Source organism: Gelidibacter maritimus, from assembly GCF_014062315.1.
GTDB lineage: Bacteria > Bacteroidota > Bacteroidia > Flavobacteriales > Flavobacteriaceae > Gelidibacter > Gelidibacter maritimus.
Genome location: NZ_JACGLT010000006.1, coordinates 245908 through 271603 on the forward strand (window position 1 = coordinate 245908; position 25696 = coordinate 271603).

The 25696-nt window shown below is 36.5% G+C and carries 28 protein-coding genes; 6 read left to right on the plus strand and 22 right to left on the minus strand.

Annotated features, from left to right (window positions below; genetic code table 11):
- Nucleotides 1–44: 44 nt before the first annotated feature.
- From H3Z82_RS09945 to H3Z82_RS09955, 3 genes are read right to left on the minus strand one after another with little or no spacing between them, the layout of a single operon-like run.
- Nucleotides 45–1316, minus strand: coding sequence for an adenylosuccinate synthase (locus H3Z82_RS09945; RefSeq protein ID WP_182205350.1), 1272 nt, complete (start codon nucleotides 1314–1316; stop codon nucleotides 45–47).
- Between the two features lie 2 nt (nucleotides 1317–1318).
- A complete protein-coding gene (locus H3Z82_RS09950) occupies nucleotides 1319–1780 on the minus strand; it encodes a Fur family transcriptional regulator (RefSeq protein WP_182205351.1) in 462 nt (153 codons plus the stop codon).
- A gap of 37 nt (nucleotides 1781–1817) precedes the next feature.
- Nucleotides 1818–4022 carry a RelA/SpoT family protein gene (locus H3Z82_RS09955; protein ID WP_182205352.1) on the minus strand — a complete coding sequence of 735 codons (2205 nt, stop codon included), beginning with the start codon at nucleotides 4020–4022 and terminating at the stop codon, nucleotides 1818–1820.
- Nucleotides 4023–4308: 286 nt separating this feature from the next.
- Here H3Z82_RS09955 and H3Z82_RS09960 point away from each other — a divergent pair, with 286 nt between their 5' ends.
- The gene (locus tag H3Z82_RS09960) at nucleotides 4309–5571 is read left to right on the plus strand and encodes a putative DNA modification/repair radical SAM protein (protein WP_182205353.1); all 1263 of its coding nucleotides are present in this window, start codon (nucleotides 4309–4311) and stop codon (nucleotides 5569–5571) included.
- Between the two features lies 1 nt (nucleotide 5572).
- Complete coding sequence (locus tag H3Z82_RS09965; RefSeq protein WP_182205354.1) at nucleotides 5573–6352, plus strand: TIGR03915 family putative DNA repair protein; 780 nt, start codon at nucleotides 5573–5575, stop codon at nucleotides 6350–6352.
- A 71-nt stretch (nucleotides 6353–6423) separates the two neighbouring features.
- Here H3Z82_RS09965 and H3Z82_RS09970 read toward each other — a convergent pair whose 3' ends face one another.
- Entirely contained in the window at nucleotides 6424–6876 is a 453-nt protein-coding gene (locus H3Z82_RS09970; RefSeq protein ID WP_182205355.1) for a hypothetical protein, read from the minus strand.
- Between the two features lie 252 nt (nucleotides 6877–7128).
- On the opposite strand from H3Z82_RS09970, the gene H3Z82_RS09975 reads away from it, so the two are divergent.
- Both H3Z82_RS09975 and H3Z82_RS09980 read left to right on the plus strand, forming a co-directional pair.
- Nucleotides 7129–8103, plus strand: a complete 975-nt coding sequence (locus H3Z82_RS09975; RefSeq protein ID WP_182205356.1) for a hypothetical protein — start codon at nucleotides 7129–7131, stop codon at nucleotides 8101–8103.
- Nucleotides 8104–8207: 104 nt separating this feature from the next.
- Entirely contained in the window at nucleotides 8208–9428 is a 1221-nt protein-coding gene (locus tag H3Z82_RS09980; protein WP_182205357.1) for a class I SAM-dependent rRNA methyltransferase, read from the plus strand.
- A gap of 48 nt (nucleotides 9429–9476) precedes the next feature.
- Here H3Z82_RS09980 and H3Z82_RS09985 read toward each other — a convergent pair whose 3' ends face one another.
- On the minus strand, nucleotides 9477–10076 hold the full coding sequence (locus tag H3Z82_RS09985; RefSeq protein ID WP_182205358.1) for a hypothetical protein: 600 nt from the start codon (nucleotides 10074–10076) through the stop codon (nucleotides 9477–9479).
- Nucleotides 10077–10264: 188 nt separating this feature from the next.
- Between H3Z82_RS09985 and H3Z82_RS09990 the strand changes: the two genes are divergently transcribed.
- Nucleotides 10265–12550 carry a beta-N-acetylhexosaminidase gene (locus H3Z82_RS09990; protein WP_182205359.1) on the plus strand — a complete coding sequence of 762 codons (2286 nt, stop codon included), beginning with the start codon at nucleotides 10265–10267 and terminating at the stop codon, nucleotides 12548–12550.
- A gap of 378 nt (nucleotides 12551–12928) precedes the next feature.
- Here H3Z82_RS09990 and H3Z82_RS09995 read toward each other — a convergent pair whose 3' ends face one another.
- The 17 genes from H3Z82_RS09995 to tnpB form a co-directional block, all read right to left on the minus strand.
- A complete protein-coding gene (locus H3Z82_RS09995; protein ID WP_182205360.1) occupies nucleotides 12929–13162 on the minus strand; it encodes a hypothetical protein in 234 nt (77 codons plus the stop codon).
- 6 nt (nucleotides 13163–13168) lie between these two features.
- Nucleotides 13169–13792 (minus strand): hypothetical protein, encoded by a 624-nt coding sequence (locus tag H3Z82_RS10000; protein ID WP_182205361.1) that lies wholly within the window; start codon nucleotides 13790–13792, stop codon nucleotides 13169–13171.
- Nucleotides 13793–13863: 71 nt separating this feature from the next.
- A complete protein-coding gene (locus H3Z82_RS10005) occupies nucleotides 13864–14355 on the minus strand; it encodes a YdcF family protein (protein WP_182205362.1) in 492 nt (163 codons plus the stop codon).
- Between the two features lie 54 nt (nucleotides 14356–14409).
- Nucleotides 14410–14940 (minus strand): hypothetical protein, encoded by a 531-nt coding sequence (locus tag H3Z82_RS10010; RefSeq protein ID WP_182205363.1) that lies wholly within the window; start codon nucleotides 14938–14940, stop codon nucleotides 14410–14412.
- A 115-nt stretch (nucleotides 14941–15055) separates the two neighbouring features.
- Complete coding sequence (locus H3Z82_RS10015; RefSeq protein WP_182205364.1) at nucleotides 15056–15757, minus strand: CPBP family intramembrane glutamic endopeptidase; 702 nt, start codon at nucleotides 15755–15757, stop codon at nucleotides 15056–15058.
- 171 nt (nucleotides 15758–15928) lie between these two features.
- Nucleotides 15929–16384 carry a GNAT family N-acetyltransferase gene (locus H3Z82_RS10020; protein ID WP_182205365.1) on the minus strand — a complete coding sequence of 152 codons (456 nt, stop codon included), beginning with the start codon at nucleotides 16382–16384 and terminating at the stop codon, nucleotides 15929–15931.
- A gap of 198 nt (nucleotides 16385–16582) precedes the next feature.
- On the minus strand, nucleotides 16583–17227 hold the full coding sequence (locus tag H3Z82_RS10025) for an alpha/beta hydrolase (RefSeq protein WP_182205366.1): 645 nt from the start codon (nucleotides 17225–17227) through the stop codon (nucleotides 16583–16585).
- Nucleotides 17228–17576: 349 nt separating this feature from the next.
- Entirely contained in the window at nucleotides 17577–18011 is a 435-nt protein-coding gene (locus H3Z82_RS10030; protein WP_182205367.1) for a UPF0158 family protein, read from the minus strand.
- Entirely contained in the window at nucleotides 18004–18348 is a 345-nt protein-coding gene (locus H3Z82_RS10035) for a DUF3024 domain-containing protein (RefSeq protein WP_182205368.1), read from the minus strand. Before H3Z82_RS10035 ends, H3Z82_RS10030 begins: the two co-directional genes overlap by 8 nt.
- 449 nt (nucleotides 18349–18797) lie before the next feature.
- Nucleotides 18798–19307, minus strand: coding sequence for a DUF6985 domain-containing protein (locus tag H3Z82_RS10040; protein WP_182205369.1), 510 nt, complete (start codon nucleotides 19305–19307; stop codon nucleotides 18798–18800).
- A 183-nt stretch (nucleotides 19308–19490) separates the two neighbouring features.
- Nucleotides 19491–20864, minus strand: a complete 1374-nt coding sequence (locus H3Z82_RS10045) for a hypothetical protein (protein WP_182205370.1) — start codon at nucleotides 20862–20864, stop codon at nucleotides 19491–19493.
- The gene (locus H3Z82_RS10050; RefSeq protein WP_182205371.1) at nucleotides 20861–21559 is read right to left on the minus strand and encodes a hypothetical protein; all 699 of its coding nucleotides are present in this window, start codon (nucleotides 21557–21559) and stop codon (nucleotides 20861–20863) included. Before H3Z82_RS10050 ends, H3Z82_RS10045 begins: the two co-directional genes overlap by 4 nt.
- A 130-nt stretch (nucleotides 21560–21689) precedes the next feature.
- Nucleotides 21690–22334, minus strand: a complete 645-nt coding sequence (locus tag H3Z82_RS10055; protein WP_182205372.1) for a class I SAM-dependent DNA methyltransferase — start codon at nucleotides 22332–22334, stop codon at nucleotides 21690–21692.
- Between the two features lie 316 nt (nucleotides 22335–22650).
- A complete protein-coding gene (locus tag H3Z82_RS10060; RefSeq protein WP_182205373.1) occupies nucleotides 22651–23127 on the minus strand; it encodes a DUF6155 family protein in 477 nt (158 codons plus the stop codon).
- Between the two features lie 131 nt (nucleotides 23128–23258).
- Nucleotides 23259–23768 carry a DUF6398 domain-containing protein gene (locus tag H3Z82_RS10065; protein WP_182205374.1) on the minus strand — a complete coding sequence of 170 codons (510 nt, stop codon included), beginning with the start codon at nucleotides 23766–23768 and terminating at the stop codon, nucleotides 23259–23261.
- Nucleotides 23765–25243, minus strand: coding sequence for an IS66 family transposase (gene tnpC, locus H3Z82_RS10070; RefSeq protein WP_182205184.1), 1479 nt, complete (start codon nucleotides 25241–25243; stop codon nucleotides 23765–23767). Before tnpC ends, H3Z82_RS10065 begins: the two co-directional genes overlap by 4 nt.
- Before the next feature lie 45 nt (nucleotides 25244–25288).
- Nucleotides 25289–25564: an IS66 family insertion sequence element accessory protein TnpB gene (gene tnpB, locus H3Z82_RS19815; protein WP_394368104.1), complete on the minus strand. Its 276-nt coding sequence runs from the start codon at nucleotides 25562–25564 to the stop codon at nucleotides 25289–25291.
- On the opposite strand from tnpB, the gene H3Z82_RS19645 reads away from it, so the two are divergent.
- Nucleotides 25460–25696: hypothetical protein (locus tag H3Z82_RS19645; RefSeq protein WP_235982424.1), on the plus strand; the 237-nt coding region annotated here is incomplete at its 3' end. The two genes, tnpB and H3Z82_RS19645, sit on opposite strands and share 105 nt — an antisense overlap.

A 25696-nucleotide genomic window follows, 5' to 3' on the forward strand; every position in this document is an offset into this window, starting at 1 on the left:
TATAACTAACCTGCCCAAAAGTGCGGGCAGGTTAGTTATAAAACTTATCTTATGATTGTCTGTTTTCTATCTGGACCAACAGAAACAATGGTAATCGGAATTTCAAGTTCTTTTTCTAAGAATTCAATATATTCCAACAAAGCTTGAGGCATATCGGAAGCATCGGTCATATCAGTCAAATCTTCGTTCCAGCCCTTAAAATCGGTGTAGATAGGAGTAACGTTTTCTGATTCAATATTATATGGTAAATGATGGATGACATCGCCTTTATATTTATACGCAGTACACACTTTTAGGGTTTTAAATCCTGAAAGTACGTCGCCTTTCATCATAATCAATTTTGTGACGCCATTTACTTGACAAGCATATCGCAACGCTACTAAATCTAACCAGCCACAACGACGGGAACGACCTGTTGTAGCGCCAAACTCATTGCCCACGCGACCCATGGTTTCACCAACTTCATCAAATAATTCGGTTGGGAAAGGACCTGATCCTACTCTGGTAGTATAGGCCTTGAAAATGCCATAGACCTCTCCAATTTTATTAGGAGAAATTCCTAACCCCGTACAAGCACCAGCTGCCGTTGTGTTGGAAGAGGTGACAAAAGGATAGGTTCCAAAATCAATATCTAGTAAAGAACCTTGAGCGCCTTCTGCTAAAATAGTTTTTCCTTTTTTATGGGCTTGGTGCAAGTATTCTTCAGAATCTATGAACGTTAGAGTTTTCAACACTTCGATGGATTTGAAGAATTCGTTTTCCATTTCCTTCAAATTATACTCCACATCCACATTGTAAAACGCAATCATGGCTTCATGCTTATCGGCCAAAGCGCGGTATTTTTCTTTCCAATTGGCCAACTCAATATCGCCAACTCTAATTCCGTTTCGGCCGGTTTTATCCATATAAGTGGGACCAATGCCTTTAAGTGTAGAGCCTATTTTGGCCTTGCCTTTTGAAGCTTCACTCGCAGCGTCTAACAAACGGTGCGTAGGTAAAATAATATGGGCCTTTCGAGAAATTAGAAGCGATTTTTTATAATCTATATTCTGTTCTTCAAGCTTGTCCAATTCTTTATTAAAAATGACAGGGTCAATCACAACACCATTTCCTACTAAATTAACGGTGTCTTCATGGAATATTCCTGATGGAATGGTATGTAAGACGTGTTTTTTGCCGTTAAACACTAAGGTGTGTCCCGCATTTGGGCCGCCTTGAAAGCGTGCAATAATGTTGTATTTAGAGGTAAGTACATCGACAATTTTGCCTTTGCCTTCGTCGCCCCATTGTAGTCCTAGTAGTAAATCTACTGCCATTTTTAAGAATCTTTAGGTGGTTCGTTTTTTGTTCCGTAAAAGTATAAGGAGTGGTTGTTGATAGAGATATCAAAAACCTCTTCAATCGTTTTTTTGATGGACTGGATTCTCGGGTCACAAAACTCGTAAACCTCGCCAGTATCCGTCAGGATGACATGATCATGTTGTTTATCAAAATAAGATTTTTCATAGTGTGCTTGATTCTGTCCAAATTGATGTTTGCGCACCAAGGCACATTCCAAAAGTAGTTCGATGGTATTGTACAACGTCGCACGACTCACCCGATAATTTTTATTTTTCATCTTAATATAAAGAGACTCTATATCAAAATGCTCGTCATTATCATAAATTTCCTGTAATATGGCATAGCGTTCAGGTGTTTTTCTGTGCCCTTTGCCTTCCAAAAATGTGGTGAACACATTTTTCACTATTTCTTGATTGCTATGTTTTGTATTTTGACTCATAATGTATGCCGAAACTTCGGGGGCAAATTTACGCCTTTTAAACTCTTATAACCTTATCAATCCCGTTAATTTTTTTGAGATTCTCCATGAGCTTTTTAAGCATGGTGTTATTTTTTACAACCACATTGATCTTACCTGAGAAAACACCATCATCACTTTGAAAACTAATGCTTTTCATGTTGACGTGCATATTAGAAGAAATGACTTTGGTGATGTTATTGACCAAGCCTAAATTATCAATTCCTGATAATGTAATTTGCGCAGCAAACTCCTGCTGAGAAGAGTCAATCCACTTGGCCTGCATAATTCTGTAAGCATAATTAGATTGGAGACTCAGCGCATTGGGACAGTTCTTTTTATGCACTTTTATCCCCTCGTTGATGGTTAGAAACCCAAAAACATCATCACCTGGAATCGGATTACAGCAGGCAGAAAGTTTATAATCCAGCTTTTCTTCTTCCTTACCAAACACTAAACTATCATATTTGGCGGTAATTTCATCTTTATCAATATTTTGGACTACCGTTGGTTTGCGGATCTTACTTTTGATATAGCTCATAATGGCACCGCTTCTTGAAGAAGCAAAGTCCTTGAGCATGGTATTATCAATAGACCCAATGCCCACCCTATAAAACAGATCTAAACTTGTTTTTAGTTTGAAGAACACTACCATCTCATTGATGGATTTTTCGTCGAGATTAATCTTAAGCTGCTTTAACTTTCGTCTTAAAATCTCCTTACCATCTACTGCAACTTCTTTCTTTTCATCTTTTAAAGACGATTTGATTTTACTTCGCGCCCTGGCCGTGGTAGCATAATCCAACCAATTACTATTGGGCCTAATGTTTTCTGAGGTTAATATTTCTACTTGGTCGCCACTTTGCAGTTCGTGACTTAGTGGAACTAATTTTCCGTTGACTTTGGCGCCTCTCGTCTTCATACCTATTTCGGTATGGATACTAAAAGCAAAATCGAGTGGAGTGGCACCTTTAGGCAACGATTTTAATTCGCCTTTTGGGGTAAATACATAAATTTCTTTGGAATATAAATTCAGCTTAAACTGTTCTACAAAATCGACAGCATTGGTTTCGTTGCTTTCCAAGGCTTCCTGTAGTTTATCAATCCACGTGTCTAAAGCATCCTCTGCATTACCCTCCTTGTATTTGTAATGTGCGGCGTAGCCTTTCTCGGCAATCTCATTCATACGCTCACTTCTGATTTGTACTTCTACCCAGCGACCTTTGGGCCCCATTACCGTAATGTGTAGGGCTTCATAACCGGTAGACTTAGGCGATGAAATCCAATCCCGCAAACGGATAGGGTTTGGAATAAAATGATCCGTGACGATAGAATAGATTTTCCAAGCCAGAAATTTTTCATTGGCATAATCAGATTTGTAAATGATCCTGACCGCAAATTTATCATAGACTTCATCAAAGGAAACACCTTGTTTGAGCATCTTTCTTCGGATGGAATAAATGGATTTTGGACGTCCTTTAATATCATAGCTCAAACCTTCCTTATCCAGGGAATCTTCAATTACTTTTGAAAATGCTTTGATATAGGCGTCTTGCTCTTCCTTACTCTCTTTGATTTTATTGTGAATCTCATTATAGACTTCAGGTTCGGTATATTTTAGTCCTAAGTCTTCCAGTTCACTCTTAATATTGTAAAGCCCAATCCGATGCGCCAGAGGTGCGTAAATGTACAAGGTCTCAGAGGCAATTTTCTCCTGTTTGTCTGAACGCATGGAATCCATGGTCTGCATGTTGTGGAGACGGTCGGCAATTTTGATGATAATAACTCGGACATCATCGTTGAGCGTCAACAACATTTTTCTGAAGTTTTCTGCCTGGGTTGACACGTCTGCTTCTTTGCTCAAAGATGATATTTTAGTCAATCCATCTACAATTCGAGCTACGGTCTTACCGAATTTTTCTTCAATATCGGCAAGGGTATAATCTGGGCTGTCTTCTACAACATCATGCAGTAAAGCTGCCGCAATACACGTCGCATCCAGCCCAATTTCTTGGGCTACAAGCCTTGCCACTGCAATAGGGTGAAAGATATAAGCTTCACCAGATTTTCGGCGTTGGTTTTTATGGGCATCAACAGCCACATCAAAGGCCTGCCTTATCAATTTTTTATCAGCAACGGTAAGGGTTTGGTAGCTTACCTTAAGCAGTTCTTTGTAGGCTTTTGCAATAGCCGCATTTTCTTTTTCTATGTCAACTTCTGTCATAAACTAAATGTAATACAAAGAAAAGAAATGAGCAATGTTTTTTGGAAGGAAAAAATTAGAATACTGTGGAAATCGGTCGAATAAATTACGATATATTTCACTCATATATCTTATAAAATACCTAAAAAAATCTGATTGCTCAGTACATTCTTACAGTGGACCCGTTATCTTTTATGGCACAATGAATAAATAGGGTTTTAAGTTAGATTTACACGGTTTAAGGACAATCAATAAAATCAAAAATTTCTAATTTTGATTTCAATTTAAACAGCCCTAAATATATTTCATGTCCTTTGAACGAACTCAAGAAAAATTAAAAATCTTAGCGGATGCCGCTAAATATGATGTTTCCTGCTCTTCAAGTGGAAGCAATCGGAAAAACACCAATAAAGGTATTGGAGATGCAACGGGGATGGGTATTTGTCATTCCTACACTGAAGATGGACGTTGCGTGTCTTTGCTGAAAATTTTGCTGACCAATCATTGTATTTTTGATTGCGCCTATTGTGTGACCCGAAAAAGTAATGACATTAAGAGAGCCGCCTTTAAGGTTCAGGAAGTGGTGGATTTGACCATCAATTTTTATCGACGAAATTATATAGAAGGGCTTTTTTTAAGTTCCGGGATTTTTAAAAGTGCGGATTATACCATGGAACGCTTAGTTGCGGTGGCAAAGAAATTGCGATTGGAAGAGAATTTCAACGGTTATATTCATTTAAAATCTATTCCTGGCGCATCAGACGAATTAATGAAAGAGGCTGGATTATATGCCGATAGACTGAGTGTTAATATTGAAATTCCCACAAAAGAAGGTTTGAAATTGTTGGCACCAGAAAAAAACCGGGAAGACTTTTTGAAGCCGATGCGAAAAGTTCAAAATGAAATCACTCAATATCAATCTGAGAAAAAAATTATCAAGAGTACTCCCAAATATGCACCTGCTGGTCAAAGTACGCAAATGATCATCGGCGCCAGTGGTGAGAGTGATCAGCAAATCATGTGGACCTCAAATTATTTTTATAAGAAGTTCAATTTGAAACGGGTTTATTATTCAGGTTATATTCCCATAAGTTACGACCACCGATTGCCCCAACTTGGAACAGACGTGCCCATGCTACGAGAGAACAGACTGTATCAAACCGATTGGCTGATGCGTTTTTATGGGTTTGAAGTCCACGAAATTTTAAATAACGACCATCAAAATCTCGATTTGGAGGTGGATCCAAAATTGGGTTGGGCCTTAAGAAACTTGCAGCATTTTCCTATTGACGTGAACAAGGCCGATAAACTTATGTTGGCACGTATTCCAGGATTAGGTATGAAGTCAGTTCATAAAATAATACAAGCGCGACAGTTTAGAAAATTGAATTGGGAGCATCTTAAACGTATGGGGGTCGCCTTGAATAGAGCTAAATACTTTTTAGTTTGTGATTCCAGAGATTTTGAAAGACGAGATTTGACCGGACCACAATTGAAATCGATTATTTTACAAAACAGTACGAGTAAATATCAAAAAATCTTAAGTCCACAATTGAATCTATTTGAATAAAATGAGGATTTCAGAAGAACATATTCTTGTTTATGATAGCACATTTGATGGTTTTCTAACCTGCGTTTTTGAAATTTACGAGTTGAAATTAAAGCAAGTTTCTTTTCAAAGAAAAAATCAGACGCAAGAATCTTTGTTTGGAATAAGCACAGAAATTATTACGGATTTAAAAAAGGCTGATCGGGTGTGGCAGGGTGTTAAAAACAAGTTGTCGGCAAGAGGAAGTTTACGACTGTATTATGCTTTTTTAAGTGAGCAACCTCAAGTAGAATCCCTTTTGTTAACGTATATTCAGCAGGCGTTAAAGAGCACGATTCCACTTGATTCTGATTTTGGGAACGAAACGGTTCTTAAAGTCTCCCAAATCGCTAAAAGTGTCGGAAGAGAGAAGCATAGAATGGAGGCTTTTGTACGATTTAAATTGACTAAGGATGACATTTATTTCGCAAATATTGAACCTGATTTTGATGTGTTGCCATTAATTTCCAAACACTTTAAAAGTCGCTATGCAGATCAAAAATGGATTATCTATGATTTGAAACGTCAATACGGATTGTATTATGATTTAGAGAAGGTAGACGTGATAAATTTAACATTGCCCGCAAACTTTGATCCAACCCAAACTACGAATGAGTTTTTTACGCCCTCTGAGATTGAATTTCAAACCTTATGGCAGAATTATTTTCAGTCCACAAATATCGTAGCAAGAAAGAATACCAAACTTCATATCCAACATGTCCCAAAAAGATATTGGAATTACCTTAGTGAAAAAAAACCTTAAGAAATTTCGGTTTAATATGATGTGAGCATTTTCTTAATCACAATTTAAAACCTTAAAATGTTTGCTTGCTATTAATTGCTTTTAGATGTAGGTCGGCTTCGCGGAATTGGTACCCGTATCCATTCCTTTTCTGTTTTTGGCTTGGTCTCTTCTTTAACAACCTTACCTGGCGCATTTAGTTTTTTCAGGTTTTGCTTTTTCTGGTGCCTAATAAAAAATTTTGATGTCAGTGCATAGTCATACTTAATACGATGTATGAATATATCGAATGGCTTGGTAGGTTTATATTCGCTCTCTGCAATGGCGACCTGTAAAAGCGTCCAATCCGGGGTTTTATCTTTCGGATCGGGTTTCAACCGATTGAGGTTATCAATATATTTTTTGTAGTATTTTTTAAAAAATAGAAACTTTAGGCCGTTGAGTTTATTATAAAACTGGTCAATATCCGTCTGTGTGATTTTAGCCTGGCTTTGTGGACTCGCTAGTTTCGTTCTAAATTCTGAAATGATGGTGTGAAAGCTCATTTGTTTTCTAAAATAATTTTGTTCGAAATGAAATAATATAAAAGAATAAAATTGCTCCTCAGATACGATCTGTTATGTTATTTGCAAAATTAGTTAATCCATGAAGATATTCCGATTTTCTCATGGACATAGTTTTTTAATTTTGCACTTTGATGGTCATCCTGATGCAATTTTCGATGAAATCATATAATGGATACGATAGTTTATGGCTAACTTTGCAAGACTTAAAAAACCTTAATTTTCCGACTATTTATGTCCCAATTGCTTTTTAATCCGTTTCAGGATTTGATTTTCGACGAACATTTTTGCTTTCTCTCCGGAGTCTTGACCAATGAAGAAATGACCGTTTTCCCTGAATGGTTGATGGCCCATTTTAAATTTGGTGATGAACGCGTGGAGATGATGGATAAAGCTAAGTCTTACCATTATGAAGATCTTAAATTGCCGTGTTCACCTGAGGTGAAAAAAGCTTTTGACGACTTAGATTTGAAAATCCAAGAGGCCTATAAAAAAGGATATGAAGGCATGGCGGCACTCGATGAAGAATTACTTTTTCAATGGACTGGTAGAATGGTCTATGGTCTCTTATATTATGAAATGGTCTATGAGAGGGATGTACTTTTAAGGAAAGGTGAGGAGTTTCAATTGTCGCCAGTTCTCAGAAAGCGTTTTAGCGAATTTCATCTCATGCTGCAGTCTATTATCGAGCCGATATCGTTTGTTGGAAAAAAACCATGGACCATTGTCGTATTTCCACTCAAGTATTCTGCCGATATTTTTAGCTATCGCGATGACGCCATCAATTTAATGTTCTCTTTTGGAGTAAATGGATTTGGTTTTATTGCTTGCCTACAGGATAATGGCGTAATAGGTGAGAATCAAAAGGAAGTCCTTGATAAAATTGAAGGCCACGTACTTCATCCCGTCCAGTTTGAAGAGTTGTACGCAAGATTTCATTATACAGATTATATCATGCAGTATGCACCAGAATATAAGATAGAGAATCTTGATGATAGGATTACCATAGAAGTTGATAAAGCGGGCAAGCCACCGCATTTCGGACATTGGGACGAGGATGTCTATGCCCAGTTGCTCTCCAATTACTGGCAGGTTTACGGTATTGAAAAAGATCATATTCTTCCCCCTCAAAGACCGCGACTGAGCTTTCTTGAAAATCCATATACCAAGGATTTCGTTGATCCGGAATCTATTAGCTTGCCGTTCTAACGGAGTAAGTAAAGATAAGCTGTCAATTGCACATTTAATTATTGCCTTTGGAGTTGGTTAAAATCCTGCTTAAAAGGTTAAATTTGTATGTTTTTACCTTTTATATGTTTCACTTCGATCTTCCGAATACCCAAGTACAACGCTTAGCTGTCAAATTAATTCCTGCGGCTGAAAAGCTGGTCATGCAAACTGCACACCCTTGGGTGTTTTCTAAAAATATTGGGAAGATCAACAAACCTGGAAAGGCAGGAGATATTGCCATTTTGTTCCGACAGAAATCCAATGATGTATATGGTGTCGGTCTGTATGATCCTGAGTCGCCCATCCAAATTAAAATGTTGCATTATTATAGCGGCAAAACTATTGATAAGACATTTTTCTCGGAAAAGATAGACGAAGCCTTCGCTTTAAGAAAGTCATTGCTGGCGACAAACACCAATAGTTACCGTCTGTTGTTTGGTGAGAATGACGGATTTCCAGGATTTATTGCAGATGTTTACGCCAATGTGATGGTTGTAAAATTGTATTCTGCCATTTGGTTTCCTTATTTAAAAGACATTTTAGAAGTGTTAATTGAGGTCTCAGGATGTGAAACTGTGGTGCTACGATTGAGCCGCAATCTTCAAACACATGATCATTTTGGCTTACAGGACGGCATGGTTTTATACGGAACCTTGGAAAACGAAGAAGTAGAATTTGTAGAACACGGTGTTTTGTTCACGGCCAATGTTATTAAAGGCCATAAAACAGGCTATTTTTTAGACCATCGCGAAAACCGAAGAAGGGTTGGCGTCCTATCCAAAAATAAGACCGTTCTAGATGTGTTTTCTTATGCTGGCGGATTTTCAGTTCATGCATTAGCGGGTGGCGCCAAAGAAGTGACCAGTGTTGATATTAGCAAACAAGCTTTGGAATTGGCAACTTCAAATGCAGCTTTAAACGGCTACGTGGACAATCATCTGACCTTGGCTGGCGATGCATTTTTAATTCTTGAACAATTAATTGAAGAGGGAAGGACCTATGGTGTGGTGGTTATTGATCCGCCATCGTTTGCAAAGAGCCAAAAAGAAGTCTCAACGGCAAAACATAAGTACGCTCAATTGGCACGATTAGGTGCGAAGTTGGTAGCCACTAAAGGAATTTTGGTATTGGCGTCATGTTCATCACGCGTAGTGGCCGAAGATTTTTTCGAAATCAATGAAACTGCCCTTAAAGCTTCTGGTCGTCAATTTGTAATGCAAGATCAAACCTATCACGACAGTGATCATCCCATTACTTTTAAGGAAGGCGCCTATTTAAAATGTGGCTATTACAAATTCTCATAATTGCACACGTCAAATTTTGCCATTATTCTATATGAGTTTTATCAGCAATTAATTGCTTTTATTTTCCGCCGGAGGCGTAATCATAATATGCGAACGGTGCGTATTGGCATCCATCAGCCATGGCATACCTGGCAATCCCGGTTGGGTAGGCAAACCAGTTTCTTCTGCCGTCATATAAGGCCTATATAACACATACCGAATTCTACTATTTTTCAATTCACCAGTTTCAAAATCGTGATCTTCTTGCCTGGCATTCACCACATAAACCGCAGCGGGTTCTTTTGGCATCAACAGAGCTTCTGAATCGATTTCTTTTTTACGGAGTTCCCGTTTTTCTACTTCTGTTTTTCCTTCAGCAATAAATTCGCGACCTCTGGCCATATAGGCTTCCAATTTATCACTGTAGCAAGACACACTAATGCGCTCCTTGTTGGGGTCGTCAGCGAGACAGACCATTCCATTATTACCTTCGCGAATGGTAATAAGTTTGCCGTCTTGGTTGTAGCCCAAAACTTTCGCACCCTCCTTATACATTTCAGGACAGGCGTAAAGCGCAGTTTTAATCTGACTTTCTACGGTTGGTATCTTGGTTTGACCTATTGCCGATGAGAAACAAATAAGCGCTGATAAAAGAAATACGTTTTTCATAATTGAATGTTATTATTGGACTGCTTAAGATACGAAACTTATTGGAAACTACTTAATAAAATAAGCGTTAGAATATTCTTGCAACAATGAATTCGCAGGATTGAAAAATCGTTAAACGACAGATCTGTTGCGAAATTTAATTACCTTGACCCACTTAAGATAACCACTCTATTTTCAATTTTAAAACGATGAGATTTTTCAAGCCAGTATATATCTGTATTTTAATTATGGCGTTTTCTTGTAATAAAGAGACCGTTAAAAAAAACGGTATCATTCCACAACCTAATTTTATAAACTATCAAGAAGGGACATTTCCTATTACAGAAAACACCACTATTGTAGTGGAGGATTCCAAGGAAAGCAACTGGATTGCAGCAGAATTGAAGTCGTTTTTGGATGAGAATTTTGATCTCAACCTAAAGATTTCGGCTGAATCTCAATCGAATGCCATTAGAATAATAGTAAATCATATAGAAACTGATAAAGAAGCTTATCAATTGGAGGTTTCCAAAACCGGTGTTTCAATCACTGCCAACGCCTATCAAGGCGTATTTTATGGGGTAGAAACTTTGAAGCAGTTACTGACCCCAAAAACGATTATAAAAAAGCCCGTCCTTGGTTTTGTCAGCATTAAAGACAGTCCAGAGTTTGGCTGGCGCGGGATGATGTTGGATGTGTCGCGTCATTTTTTGGAAAAAGATTCGGTTAAAAAAGTGATTGATATCTTGGCCATGCATAAAATGAACAAGCTCCATTGGCATTTGGTAGATGGGATTGGTTGGCGAATTCAAATTGATCAATATCCAGAGTTGACCAAAAAAGGAGCTTGGAGGAAAGTAAAAGCCTATAAAAAACCTTGGGAAGACTTTGAGACCACTTATAAGGATAGTGAAGGCGAAGTTTATGGTGGTTATTATACCAAAGATGATATCAAAGAAATTGTGGCCTATGCCGCCGAGCGTTTTATTGATGTGATTCCGGAAATTGAAATGCCAGGACATTCGGAAGCAGCCTTACAATGTTATCCTGAATTTATTTGCGAAGATGCCGAAAACACAGGCGTTTACTGTGCAGGGAATGACGGCTCTTTTGAGTTTTTACAGAATATTATTGACGAAGTGGTTGAGTTGTTCCCTTACGAATACCTCCATATTGGAGGCGATGAAGTAGGGAAGGAGGCCTGGTTGAATTGTAGGAGATGTCAAAAACGAATGCGTGACGAGAATCTTCAAAATGGCGAAGAATTGCAGAGCTATTTTGTAAAGCGTATGGAGGAGTTTGTACATTCTAAAAATAGAAAACTGATTGGCTGGGATGAGATATTGGAAGGTGGCTTACCAGAAAGAGCCGCCGTTATGTCCTGGCGGGGTTTTGAAGGCGGCATTGAGGCAGCCAACGCTGGGCATGATGTGGTCATGTCTCCCGCATCGCCGCTATATTTTGACTACAATCAAGGAACAAGTGAGTTTGAACCACCCTCCTGGGGTGGGTATAACAGTTTACTTGCGGTGTATAATTTTAATCCGATTCCCGACGATATCGCAGCAGATAAAAGACACCACATCCTTGGTGGGCAAGCCAATCTTTGGACCGAACAAGTTAAATCATTGAGTCATATTGAATATATGATGTTACCAAGATTATCGGCGCTTTCTGAAGCACTTTGGACCAGTCCAGAGCATAAAAACGAAGAGGAATTTATTAAGAGAATGGATATTCATTTTGATAGATTAACCGCCTTGGATTATAATTTTGCCTGGAGTGCAGTTTCTCCCAATTATGAGGTCACTTATGATAAAACGAACAATGACTATGTACTTGAATTAACTAATGAGCTGGGCATCTATGATATCCGGTATACTTTGGATGGTTCGACACCTGCAATGACCTCGGAAATATACTCAAAACCCATCCGTTATTCCGATCCCATTGATTTACATGCACAAACATTTAGAAATGGGGCACCAATTGGATTTCCGTTAAAAAGGCTATTTTCTACAAGTTTTACAGAAAATACCAAGGTGATCTATACCAATCCTTATGATGTCAGTTATAGCGGCGGTGGTGATCAAGCGTTATTCGATAATAGATATGCAACGCCACGTGGCGACGATTCCAATTGGCAGGGACTTCCACAAAAGGATTTTGAGGTGATCATTGACATTGGCGCACCAACCAACTTGTCCTATATTGGATTGAATTTTTTCCAGCACTTGGCTTCAACCTCGGTGATGTTGCCAACCGAAGTCACTATTGCTATTTCAAAAGATGGCAAAGACTATCAAACGGTTTACAACCAAGCCTTGGAAACTGTAAAGGACAGAGACCCCATAATTAAAAGAATAGAAGCTGATTTTGAAGAGCAAAACCTATCTTTTATCAAAATCACTGCGAAAAATAGAGGCCAATTACCAGAGTGGCATACTCGGAAAGGTGATGCTTGGGTTTTTATTGATGAGGTTTCAATAAAATAAAACTACCAAACTATTATAATGTCAAGCGTATGTAACTATTCAGCCAATATCTAATTAAGCTAATTTCTACCATTTTTTCCCCTCCCTAAAGGATGAAATGGTAGAAATCATCTTGATCCCTTTTAGGGTTGGAAAACAAGAGGATTTGTTTTGAATGGTTAATAGTTACAAGAATTTTGAGAATGTATCTGTTTGTTTGATATTCAATGTGTTTGGATTCCGATCGTGCTAAAAAACTCTTTAATTTCTGAGATATCTTTTTGGCTTTTAACGTCCATTAAATCTCTCGTTTTACCGTTTTTAAGTTTTAAACGCAACATCTTTCTGCCAAAAAACTGTGTTTCGTTTAGCGAACTTATGTCTGATAATTTCAGTTTTTCAGATGCTGTTTTTTTTTAATAGCTGATAGGCTATCAAGACGATTATAAAAAGTCCTAGAAGTATCCAAATAAAGCCCATCCATTCAAATTGCTTTTTATCCAAAATAAATACTGGAAAAAGAACGGAATTGGCAAGCACAAAAACCAATGAGATTTTTAGTAATATAAACTGTGTTTTTAATCCATCCTGGATTTCAATCGATTTTTCGTTTTCGTTAAATGTGATTTTCATTGGTCTTTATTTCTGTAGTTTGATTTTTTCTTTATTCTCAAATCTGAATTCATCCAACTCTTTTAGCTTGGTCGCAATAAGTTCTTTCCATTCCGCTAATTTTTCTTCATTCCTTCCTGAATCTGTTTCTCTAATCAAGGTCATTCTCATTGCCGTAAGTTCTGCCATGATCTCATTATTGATTTTATTGACAATATCGAAACCTTTTGTGAGCTGGCCTTTATCTTTTAAGGCACTTTTTCGAAAGTTACGTGCCTGAATTTCGGCGAGATCAAATTGCATCTGTTGAAAGTCGATTTGTTTTTGGAGATCCTCAACTCTTGTTGTGTCTATATAAGAAGCATTCCCTAAAAAGATATTTTCCACTTTTTGATTCATATTCTTCTTCATAAAGTCTAATCCACTAATGGCGTGAGTCATCATGAACTGGCTATAGGCAACCTCGTTATTGGTATCACTCACTTTAATCTTGAAATCGTCTAAAGTGAGTTTATTGTCTGAACTCCATCTTTTTTGTCCGTCCTGTAACTCTTGTCCAAAATTGAAATGGATAAAAATTACGCTTAAGATTAGTCCTAAAAGCACTCTTTTAAAAGAGAAGCCACCGACGTTTGGAGAATGTGCGTGCATAAAATGATTGTGGATTTGAGTGTCTAATTTAGATAATAAAAAGAGATGGGCAACCTGTCCAATTAACCAAACTAGTAATAAAGCCCGTTTTTAACAATAGCGTCTATGGCGCTTTTTTCATGCTGCTCTAATACCTCATAAACATCGGTGTCCAAATTACTTTTTACACCAATAAAATCCATGGTATAATTCTCCAAGATTTCATTAAAAATCAGTTTTACTCTTTTAACATGGTAATCGGAAGTAATTATGGTCAGCCTAATGTTTTCTAATTTTGATAGGATTTCTTTGGCTTTAACAGCATCTTCAACCGTATTTCCTGACAAGGCAAAATCTAAGAAAACGTCTTCTGGAATATTGTTTTCAAGCAAATACCGTTTTGCCAATGCGGCATGCGCATGTTCTGAAGTGTTAAAATGTGCGCCCCATCCGCCTGTACAAAGTATGAGGTTTCCTTTCTGATAATGATTAACACAATAATTCAATCTGCTCAGCGAAATATCGCTTAGTTTTCCAGATGGTGAATTCGGACTGCCTAAAATGATTAAAACTTCTTTTTTCATGACTGTTCAATTTGTTGGCAAATAGCAGATGGTATTTGTTTGGTTGTTTGCGGCTTAGGTTTTTATGAATTCTGTTCGTGAGTTCTTTAGTTGTCTTAAAGCAAATTTTTCTTGAAACTCAACACCATTTAAAATGCGCTCTAAATCGTTTTTTGATGTCCTATTTCTTATAAGAATTTCGAAATTGTACTTTTCTCCGGATGTTTCAGTGATCTCAATATAGTTCTTATTTCCAAATATAGAATGAGTGGACCAGCTTCCGTAATCGGTGTATTTCAAGTAGATTTTTTCTAATTGATTTAAAGTTATGTTTTTTGTCAAACCATCCTTTTGAATATGGATTACACCATTGGAAATTTTAAAAATCCCGATAGTTTTTGGTTTTATAAAAGACTGACCAAACAAATAAAAAGCTCCAATTAAGTATGCTAAAAATGCTGCGTATTTTAAATATATGTTTACGCGCTCTTTGTCAATTAAAAAGAGATAGACTGTTGCCAGTACATAAAGTAGAACGATAAAGATGCTAAACACCTTTCTGTATTTTTTAGTCTTAACTATTTCGGTTCTGAATTCTGTATTCATTTTTAAAATTTTTTGGGTGAAGTTTAGGTCAAACGCTCAGACAGTTACTTGCACCACACAAGACTTAATGCCTATGTTTTCCAACTGATGTCGGTCTGAGTTATTAGGCATAGTTTTATTCCCCTGTTGTCTTTTCCGTTTCTTCTTTTACAAAATATCGAATATAAATCAGGACTAAAACAGGAACAATAATCAATCCACTAATAAAGTTGAGTAATGATGCCCAATCAGTGAGTTCATTTCCGCCTTTTTGAATTAGTAGTAATGCCCCCAATGGTCCGTTTGAGAAGATTGTATTATAGATAAAATTCCAACCCAAATGAAGTCCTAAAGGTAACATAATGGATTTTGTTTTTGAAAAAGCCCAAGCCAAAGCGTAGCCCATTAGTCCAGTTCCGATAAAAACTAAAATCATGGCCATTACATTGCCTAAAACACCGTATGAGAACCAATGATAAATTCCGAACACAATTGCAGAAATCAATATACTTTTTTTTGCGCCAATTTTTTGGATGAGTATATATAGTAAAGCGCCGCGAAACATCAATTCTTCCGTCAATACAGATTTAAAATCCCACCAAAATGATTTTATTATAATACCGCTCGTCATCTCTTTATTCAAGATCCAAGTTGACGATTTTAGATATGATTCTAAAAATTGATCAAGAACGCAAAGTAGGCCAGTAACTAAAAACCCGATTAAGAATTGCTTTAATCTTTTACCAATGGGAAGAAATCCTAATGCTAAAATATTATTTTTTTCAATCAGATATAAAAGCAACCACGAAACGACAATTGCTACTAAAATTCCTATCATTTAATGGGTTGGTTTTAAATAAGGTCTAAGGTGGTTTTGGGCAAAGGCGTGTTTAAGCACCTAATTTAGTTAATAATAACCAGACCTGCCGGCAGGCGGGTAGAAAATACGCGTCCCAATGGCTATCGAGATTCGTGAATAGACCAGAACCAGCCGTTAATTATATACGGTTTAGTTATTTCTTTTCTTTTCAAATTCTATTTTTCTAATTCCGTGATCGGTATTCCATTGTTTTACTTCTATAAAGCCAAGTTTCTTATATAGTTTTATTGCTGGATTATTCACAAGTCCAGTTTCAACAACAAATAGATTTGAATCAAATGTATTGAAAACAAAGGCAATTAATTTTTTTGCTATACCACGTCTAAAATATTTCGGATTGACTACCAAACTATTGATATCTGTACGTTTATCGTTAGTTTCAATCTCAATAACTCCTGCTAATTCGTTATTTTCAAAATATCCAAAGAACATAGTGTCACCATTTAAATAACTTTCAATGGATCTTTTAAGAGGAGGAAAATCGGTGGCATTTAACAACTTAGCTTCAACTGCATACGATAATTGAAAAACAGAATGTATCTGAATTGCAACGTCTAACGCGCTATTTTGTAGCCTTTCAATCATTTTTTTTTTTTTTGATGGTGCTCTTGTATATGGCTCGTAGCGTACAAATTAGAAAGTCATTTTCAGATAAGTACAAGCCGGATTTTTAAATTTTACTATCTACCTGCCTGCCGGCAGGCAGGTAGAAAGTCTGCGAGGACTTTCGTAAGTAAGCTATAACAAGAAATGAATTATACACGGCTTATTGTCCACAGTTTTTTATTCCACATTGTAATTTCCATTCGCCCATTTTATTGTCGGTTCAATCCATTCCTTTAAAGGTCTGAATAAAAATCCGTGTCGCAACCCAGTATTCAGCTCGATTTCTTTAAAATGTTTTATTTCGCAATTTGAGGCTTTTTTTCGTTCCAATGAAGAAACTCCAAATGGATCAGACTTTTCGTAAATCGTTAAAATATTTCCGCAATAATTGATTTCAGGTATATTTTGAATGTCTGTATTCCTAAAACTTGCAATAAAAACAAAATTCAAATTTCGATTATTTGACAAAGTCGAAACGTATTGCGCGATATATCCACCTTTTGAAGTTCCAACTACAGTTATTTGTTGAGGTTTAACTCCAGTGTTTATTAAACTGTCAATTTGATTTACAATTCCGATTGCGTAATCTCTTGCGTTAACATTTTCGTTTCTCTTTTCGCTAATAACATTTAAATCACTTTTTTCAAATTCGGTAATAATTTCGTTGTATTCAGTTCGCCCGTATTCAGGATGCAGTTCATACAGTTCGTGTTCTTCCAAAAATCGATTATGAAGGAAGAACATAAACCGGTCATCATTTTCGTTTTCGCACGCAAGTAAAGTTGAGCAAAACAGAATTCCAATTAATAGACTTATTTTCATTGATTTACGATTTTTCTCAAATTGTGGAATACGTATATATAAGCACTACCCTTCATACTCATCACCTCTCAACGGGCAAATAGGAGCAAGTTCAGATGTACGCTAATTATCAACCTCCAATCTACCAACTTTCCTATACATAAAACTACGTATTTTAAAACTAACCTATAAATTATAGTGGTGGATAGTATTTGTGAGCACGTGCGGGACGCTCGCGGCAGCGGGATAGTGGCGTGCTTCAGTAACTAATTTAGCAAATAAAAACCAGGCCTGCCTGCCGGCAGGCAGGTAGAAAATCCGCAAGGATTTTCGTAAGCAAGCTCGAACTAGCCATTAATTATACATGGTGTTACCCACTGGTTTTTCCGTTGTTTAATTGATTTTCTACTATTTTCTCTAATTCATTTCGTTTAAAATCAAACCAATTTTGTCTAAAATCTGAATGGTCAATTCTATGCTTAAAATTCTGAAACGGCTTCTTGTTAGTCAAAACATTTTCTAATTCAGTTTTAAGCTTTTTATCAGTAACCTGCTCAACAAATCGTTCGATAATTTTAAATGACTCAAAACTTTCCAAAGCCTCAAATTTTATAAAATCTGATTCATGCTTTTTTATTTTTTCTAAATTGTCTCGAAAAGCTTCTTTAAAGTCTTCCTCGTCAGAAAATTGCGAAAAGTTTGGGATTGCTATAATTTCTTTTGTTTTTGAATTGTAATAGCAGTCAAATCCACAATCTATTTCTTGTGCGATGTTCTTAACGATATTTTGTTTAAGATTATCCAAAAAAGCAGCTGTGTTTATCTTCTTTTATAATTTCTATTATTTTTTCTAAATGAGTAGATTCGGGAAACGGTTCGTAAATCTCCCATTTCCCACTTGCTCTCCTCCAATATAAATTCCATTCTTTTCTTGATTTGTAATGTCGGATTTTCGCGAAATCAAATTGTTGTTTCTTTTTTTGATCGTTCCAATCAGGTCGAATTTCAAATAGAATTACAACTTTTCCGTCATATGAATATCCAATATCGACTTGTTTTCGTATTTCAAGATTTTCTGGTCGTAACGATTCTACATATTTTTTTATTGTGGATTCATTTATATCAATGGTTTTGTTTGTCATTTAGTTTTGATTTTTTAGCTTGTGGGTAACCTGTATTCATAAGCACCATCTCTCATCCTTATCACCCCTCAGCAGGCAAATAGGAGCAAGTTCAGATGTACGCTAATTATCAACCTCCAATCTACCAACTTTCCTATACATAAAACTACGTATTTTAAAAATAGTCTATAAATTATAGTGGTGGATAATATTTGTGAGCATCAGCGTGACGCTCGCGGCAACGGGGGTGTTTTAGGACTAAAGTTAGCAAATAAATCACTGACCCGCCTGCCGGCAGGCCGGTAGAAAGTCCGAAAGGATTTTCGTAATTAGGCTAGAACTAGCAATAAATTATGCGGTGTTGGCAATCTGGCATACTTTCCAAAATTTCCACCATTTCGTTTTTGTTTTAATTTCGTTTTCGTTTAAGTTCAATTGGTTAAACTCGTTATTTTCAATAATAGATTTTTCTAAGCGTCGGTTTCCGCTATATATCCATCTTGTTCACTTATTCCTGTCAGTTTTTCTCCTTTTTTAAACAATAGTTCGAGTCCGTGTTCTTGTTCCCATTCACATTCACAAGCTAAAACCAGATAGATATTTTCAAATTTGTCGTGACTTCTTGTTACATAAATATCTTGAGGATAAATAAATTTCCAAATTTGGTTTTTGTCTTTTATATCCCAAAGTGGCTGGTCGGCTTCATCAAATTCAACTGCGTTTAGAAACGCCATACAATTGTCATAAGCGAGATTTGATATTGATAATCTATCAGATTCAGATTTTTTTAAAAATGTTTTTAAAGCTTTATCTGCTTCTTGAATAAATTCAGGATCACTTTCAGGAATAAAATCCATAAAAGTGATTTTCATTTTTTTATTATCAAAAAAAGGAATTTCAATGAGTTCACTTTCCCACCAATCCTCAAATTCCTCGTTTTGTTTTAATTCTCCTATTATTTTGCTTTTTATCGTTTTCATTTCGGTTTTTAGCTTGTTGCTAACATGTTTCTTGTATGATTTCGTTGCTTGGTTTAAGCACTAAAGTTAGCACATAAATCACAGAGCTGCCTGCCGGCAGGCAGATAGAATGTCCGTGAGGATTTTCGTAAGTAAGCGAGAACCAAGACATTAATTATACACGTCTTAAGTGGGGTGTAGTTTTTATATTCCATCTAAAGTGATTTCTTTTCTCAAATGTTTTAAAAAATCGACGTTATCATCATTTTCGATAATTTCATAGTTTCCAAAATTGATTGTATTAATGCTATGTTCAGGTGCTTTAATGGGAAAGTTAAAACTTGCAAATCCGTTTAGTTTTGTGTCCGAAAACTTAATTTTATCAAGTATCAATATAGATGAATCTATTCTTATAGTTAGGTTTTCGTAACCTGTGCTAAAATTGATGTTACTTGTTAGGGAATTTCTAATATTATCCTCAAATTCAGAATCATTCTCACACTTTTTAATTATCTCATCCCAACTTAAATTTTGTGAATTTTCTATTTTTTTTATTCTATCTCTATTATAACTATCTATAAATTTCACATATTTTTTTGCTGTGATAGAATCTGCTTTTATACCTCCATAAATTCCCCATTCGGGTAGATTATTTTCAAAGTAATATATGTAATAATATTTATAGCTTTCTAGATATTTCCCCATTTTCAAATGGGTTAATATTATTCTAGTTTGTTCCGTGTCATATTTTGAGAAATAATCATTTAGATTTGATTTATTGATTAAATCAATACACACTTTTTCTCTTTCATATTCTGAATTAAATATTTGTTCAGGTAGGTTTAAATAAAGTGATTTTTGCTTTACGGAATTACTGAATAAAAAAGATAGAGGTTTGGTTGGCGTAAATGAATTAGTAGAATTTTCTTTAGTTACAAATACGTCATTACCGAAAAATAAGTCTCTAGAGTATTGTTCTTTATGAATTAAATTAAAAGCCGAATATTCAACTGATTTATACGATATATTGTTTTTGTATTGAAATATGTTAGTAATGAAGAAAAGCCCAAAAAAAAGGTAGATGATACTTAAACTGGCAAATTGGGAATGAATGAATTTATTTTTTTTAATTGTAAGATTCAAAATATAATCTAGTAAATGAAATTTACCAAAACTAAAAATGAATATTATTATGTCGGTAGTAAAAAAAACAAATAGTAATTTGAAAGATATTACTAAATCTGGACCTTTAAATTGATTGCTTAAATAAGGGAAAGATATAAGTGCTATTGGGATTGAAAATGTTGGTGCGACTATCAAATAATACAAAAAATATTTTAAACCTAATTTTAATTTAAGATTAGTTGATTTTCTCCAATGAAGATTAACAATTTCTTTTCCGATAGAATTATTAATAGTGGCTATAGGTAGTAAAAAAACTATACAAAATGATGAGAAATAGAAGAAGTAAGAATGTGCAATATTATATTCTAAACCTGATATCTTAAATGAAATAAAATATACTAGAAAGAAAATAAGAAAATCTAAAATATTGCTAAATACTCTTTTAAAAATCATTGCTTTTTCGAGTATTTTATTCCAATATGATAAACAGCAATAAAAATCAAAATCAGCAATGCTAGAAATTCAAAAGAGTAATTTACAAAGTATCCCTTGAGTCCACTTACAGAATAAGATTCTTCAATATGTCCATCACCATTTGAATGATTTATAATAAGGTTATTATTGAGAATTTCATTTTTGAAATTCCCCCAAATTTCTATATTAATCTGTGAATTTGGTGCTATGTCAATAGGTTTAGTGAAGTATAATATTTGTCTGATTTCATCAACATCGATATTTTTTTTTAGATTTTGTTCTTCATCACTTGTCAAAAAATCGCTACTTATACTCCAAGCAGTTAATGCTTCGGTATTTAATTGTTTAAATTTTACATCTCTTAAAGTTTTACTACTAGTATTTTTTAATGTTATTTTTTTATGATCTGTTGTTCGTAATAAAAAATTATAAATAATTCTAGATTCACCAATTAGAGTATCTGAATGTATTATATAATTATCTAATTTCTCATAGTAATTACCAAGTGAATTTGGGTAAGAAACTTGCTCGGTTTGAATTGTTACTCTCAAATCTGAAGGTGAAATTATAAATTTGTATGCTGAAATAAATAAACCTGAAAAAAAAATTATCATTGTTATCAATGAATAGTAAGGTTTTAGTTTTTCGTTAAGCTTTATAAATTGTTTACTCATAGTTTCTTTTAAATTACACCCAACGTGTTTGTGTATGATTAGTGGCGTGTTTAAGCACTTAATTTAGCAAATAAAAACCGAATAGAAAATCCGCGAGGATTTTCGTAAGCAAGCCCGAACTAGCCATTAATTATACTTTGTTGCCCACAGTACTTTTTCGTAATGTTATTCCAATCAATCTTGGTATTCCACTTTTATTTTCTTCATCAAACCATTCTTTTAGTTCCAGCAATTCAAATCCGTTTTCATTTGCAACTTCTAAATATTCAGAGAAGTGATGAACATAAGTTTCTAATTCCTGTGTTCCGTTTTCCGTCTCAAATTTGGCTTTACTTCCTGAATATTGTTTGAATGGGTGAAGCTCGCTAATGAAAAAAAGTCCTCCGTTTTTTAATTTTTTATTCGCTTGATTAAATACAAAATTCAGCTTTTCAATATGTTCAAGAACTAAACTACAAGTTATTAAATCCGCATAATTATTTTCAATATTCCATTCAGCAGTTAAGTCCGCTCTCCTAAATTCAACTCGCTCGTCTTTAATTTTGTCTTTTGCCTTGTTCAGCATTTCTTGTGAGAAGTCCAATCCTATAATTTCATCCGCTTTCTTTAGTAAAAAAGTTGTGTTTTTTCCAGTTCCGCAACCTAATTCAATAACTTTTGAAAAGTCAAATTTATTCAAAGTTTCGATTGTCGATTTTGTATCTAAATCTCTCGTTTTGTTTGAATTCGTGTCATATTGGTCAGCCCAAATATTATATGCTTTCTCTATGTTCATTTGTTTCACGAATTTTTTTTCGTATTGTGGGCAATTTGTATTTATAAGCACCACCCCTCATCCTTATCACCCCTCAGCGGGGCCATAGGAGCAAATACAGGTGCACAAATATTATCAACCTCCAATCTACCAACTTTCCATCAACTTTCCTATACGTAGAACTACGTATTATAATATTAGCCAATGAATTATAGTGGCCGATAGTATTTGTGAGCATGAGCGGGACGCTCGCGCTAACGGGGGGATCTTTAGGAATTTATAAGCAGGCGGAAACAAGCCATTGTTTATATTTTGATGGCCACTGGCTTTTATCGTTCTAATATTGAAGTTCTATTCCGAAATCGCTTGCCTTATCAGATAGTGTCTTTATGCGTTCGAGATACTTTTCTTCAATTCCCATTTTATTTATGCCGTTGACCGCACTGTAGAACATTGTTTCCATTGCCATATAATACTTTTCATCCCAATATCCAAAATCTTCAATAATTTCCAAGCAACAACTTACATAATGTAATTCCAATTCAATATTTAATTCTGTAATATTCATTTTGCGAACTGTGCGAATTATTTTTCGTGCCTCAGTTTCACGTAAATTCATTTCCCTCCCAGATGGATAAACATATTTTTCAATGTCTTTTTTATATTTTTCTGCCAGCTCTTGAATATCGCCTGTTGTGAATATATCTAAGTAATCTTTAGCATCAGGAATTTTTTTATACATCTCCAAAATCAATTTAATGATTTCAGTTTTGTCCATTTGGTTTAATTCCTTTTTTAACGCTCTAATTGCCATGATTGGCTTGGTTTTTTAGCTGGTGGTTAATGTTTGATGCAAGAATAGTTGCGTGTTTTAAGTACTAAAGTTAATACTCCTTTATTAATCGTTCCGCTTTATTAATGTATCCGTCCGAGCAACTACATTAGCTATTGGTCTTCATATTTCGTAGTGAATTCAATATCCTTGCCTTCTGCCCTTGCTTGAAGCACTATTTGTTGTATATGTTCTGGAAGGTTGTCCAAGGGCAATATCAGTCCATCGACCATTACCATGTTGTTAAAAGGGCTGTTCTCCTGCATGGCACCGGTAGAAAATTCAGGGCTATAATACCATAGATCGAACATATCCTTTATGATCCGGGCCTTGCTCGAGACCGTAGCCCCCTTGGTCCCGAAGTATTCGTTCATCTCTTTGGAACTTATATACGGCTCGAAGGATCTGTCGAACAAAAAATTTATCGACCCTATGGCATGGACCACAGCTGCCGCCCATATCTCTAATTTTCCCCTTGTGAACGGGACGTCTCTTTTTCTACCCATCTTTTTGATGAGTTTTTCACAGAGTACGAAGTATTCATCATTGAGTTTCTGCGCACAGAAGGCCCCCGTTATTTCCAATAATTGTTTTTCCTTTTCCTTTACCTGTTCTTTGGTCATATGCTGTTCTGTTTTTGGTATCCGGGCAGGAGTTCTTCGAGTTTTTGTATGCTATGATCTGGGATCCGCCCGAGGGTCTCCTTTAGCCATTCCCGGGGATTGACGCCCTGCATCTTGCAGCTACCGAAGAAAGAATAGAGCATGGCGGCATTTTGTGCCGCTTTATGTGATCCACAGAAAAGGAAGTTCTTTCTGCCTATGGCCATGGGGCGGATGGCATTTTCGATCAGGTTATTGTCAAGTTCGATGCGTCCATCCTCAAATATGGCCTCCAGTTTTGGGTATTGATTGATGAAGTAGGTCATCGCCTTGCCGATGGGACTTTGCGGCAGCACTCTGAATTGTTGCCCTTCGATCCACGTTTTGATCTGTACCAATAGCGGCTTGATCCTTATGTCTCGTTGTCTTTTTCGGGCTTCAAGATCATCTTGGGCCTCCTCTTTGATCTTACGTTCTTCCAAATAGATATCCCTAAAGATGGCCAATGCTTTTTCCGCTTGTTTTTTATCACTGTCCAGCGCGTCGTGGAACTTGCGCCTGGCATGTACCAGACATCCGGCAAGTGCGATCTTGGGGTCGGTACCTATTTTATCGTACACGGTATAGCCATCGCATTGCAGATACCCACTATAGCCCGCAAGCAATTCTTTGGGGCCGTGCTGTCCACGGCCTTTTCGGTAATTGAAAAGCACCAATTTTTGAACGGGATCGTGATAGACCCATTGATATCCCTGATGTGTACTGCCTTTTTTATCGGAATCCAACACCTTGATCGGACTCTCATCGGCCTGGATATAATCGGAGGCCAGTATTTTTTGTTTCAGTGTATTGTAGAGCGGTTCCAGCAGCTGGCAACAACTGGCCATCCAGTCGCTCATGGTGCTCTGTGCGGGTTCCCATCCAAAGTCCCGTTTGAACATTTGGATCTGCCGGTAGAACGGAAGGTGATCGATATATTTGCCCACCAGGATGTGTGCCAGTAAACAGGCCTCGGCTATCGATTTGTCGATGGGACGGGTAGGAAGTGCCGCGATCAGTACGCCCTCTCCATCCGCTTTGGCATACTTGGGCCGGATCGTCCTTCTTTTGATAAGGCTTGCGGGAGTGTATTCCAAGGTTTCGGTGACCTCTTCCCCGATCTTCTTCAGTCCCGTGGTATCCTCTTCGGGCTCGATGGTGATTTCCCTGACCGGCAGATGTTCGGGCAGTGCATTGCGCCCATTGTGTTTTTTCTTGTCCCTGGAATAGGTAATGGTCTCTTGCGGGGTCTCTTCTACGGTTTCTGGGGAATCATCCCCTGAAAAGAGCGATAACTGGTCGACCACAGCTTGGGATATGAAACTCTCGGATTTGAATCCACTTATGAGTTTGTAGAGCTGTGCCAGTTGATGTTCCAAGGAAACTATTCTGGCCGTGGAGGCCTTCTCCTTTTTTTGAAGGTCCCGGTTCTCGACAAGCAGCTCTTGATAGGTCATAGCAGGGCTAAGATAAAAATTGCCCTGTTAAAAAACAACCTAATATCACGTTTTTTTGTAACGTTTTCTCCTGGTTATATTGGTAATGGAGATCCCATCGATGAGCAGGACCAATTGAGCGTAATCCAGCCGTAGACTGCCGACTGATCCATCGTAATCGGGAAGTTCAAAAGTACCGGATTCCAGCCTTTTGTAGTACAGCATAAACCCTCCCGATTGCCAGTGCAACAACTTTGCCTTGTTGCGGACCTTGTTGATAAAGATATATACCGTACCGTCATCGGGGCTCTGGTCCAGATCGTTGATGACAAGTCCACTCAGGCTATCGAAGCTTTTTCGCATATCGGTGGGGAGGCTGTAGAGTTGGAACCGGTGCGAAGTACCAAGTGCGAACATCTATACTGGGATTTCGATCTCGATCCCGTTTTTGCAACGGATCAAAATGGTTCTGCC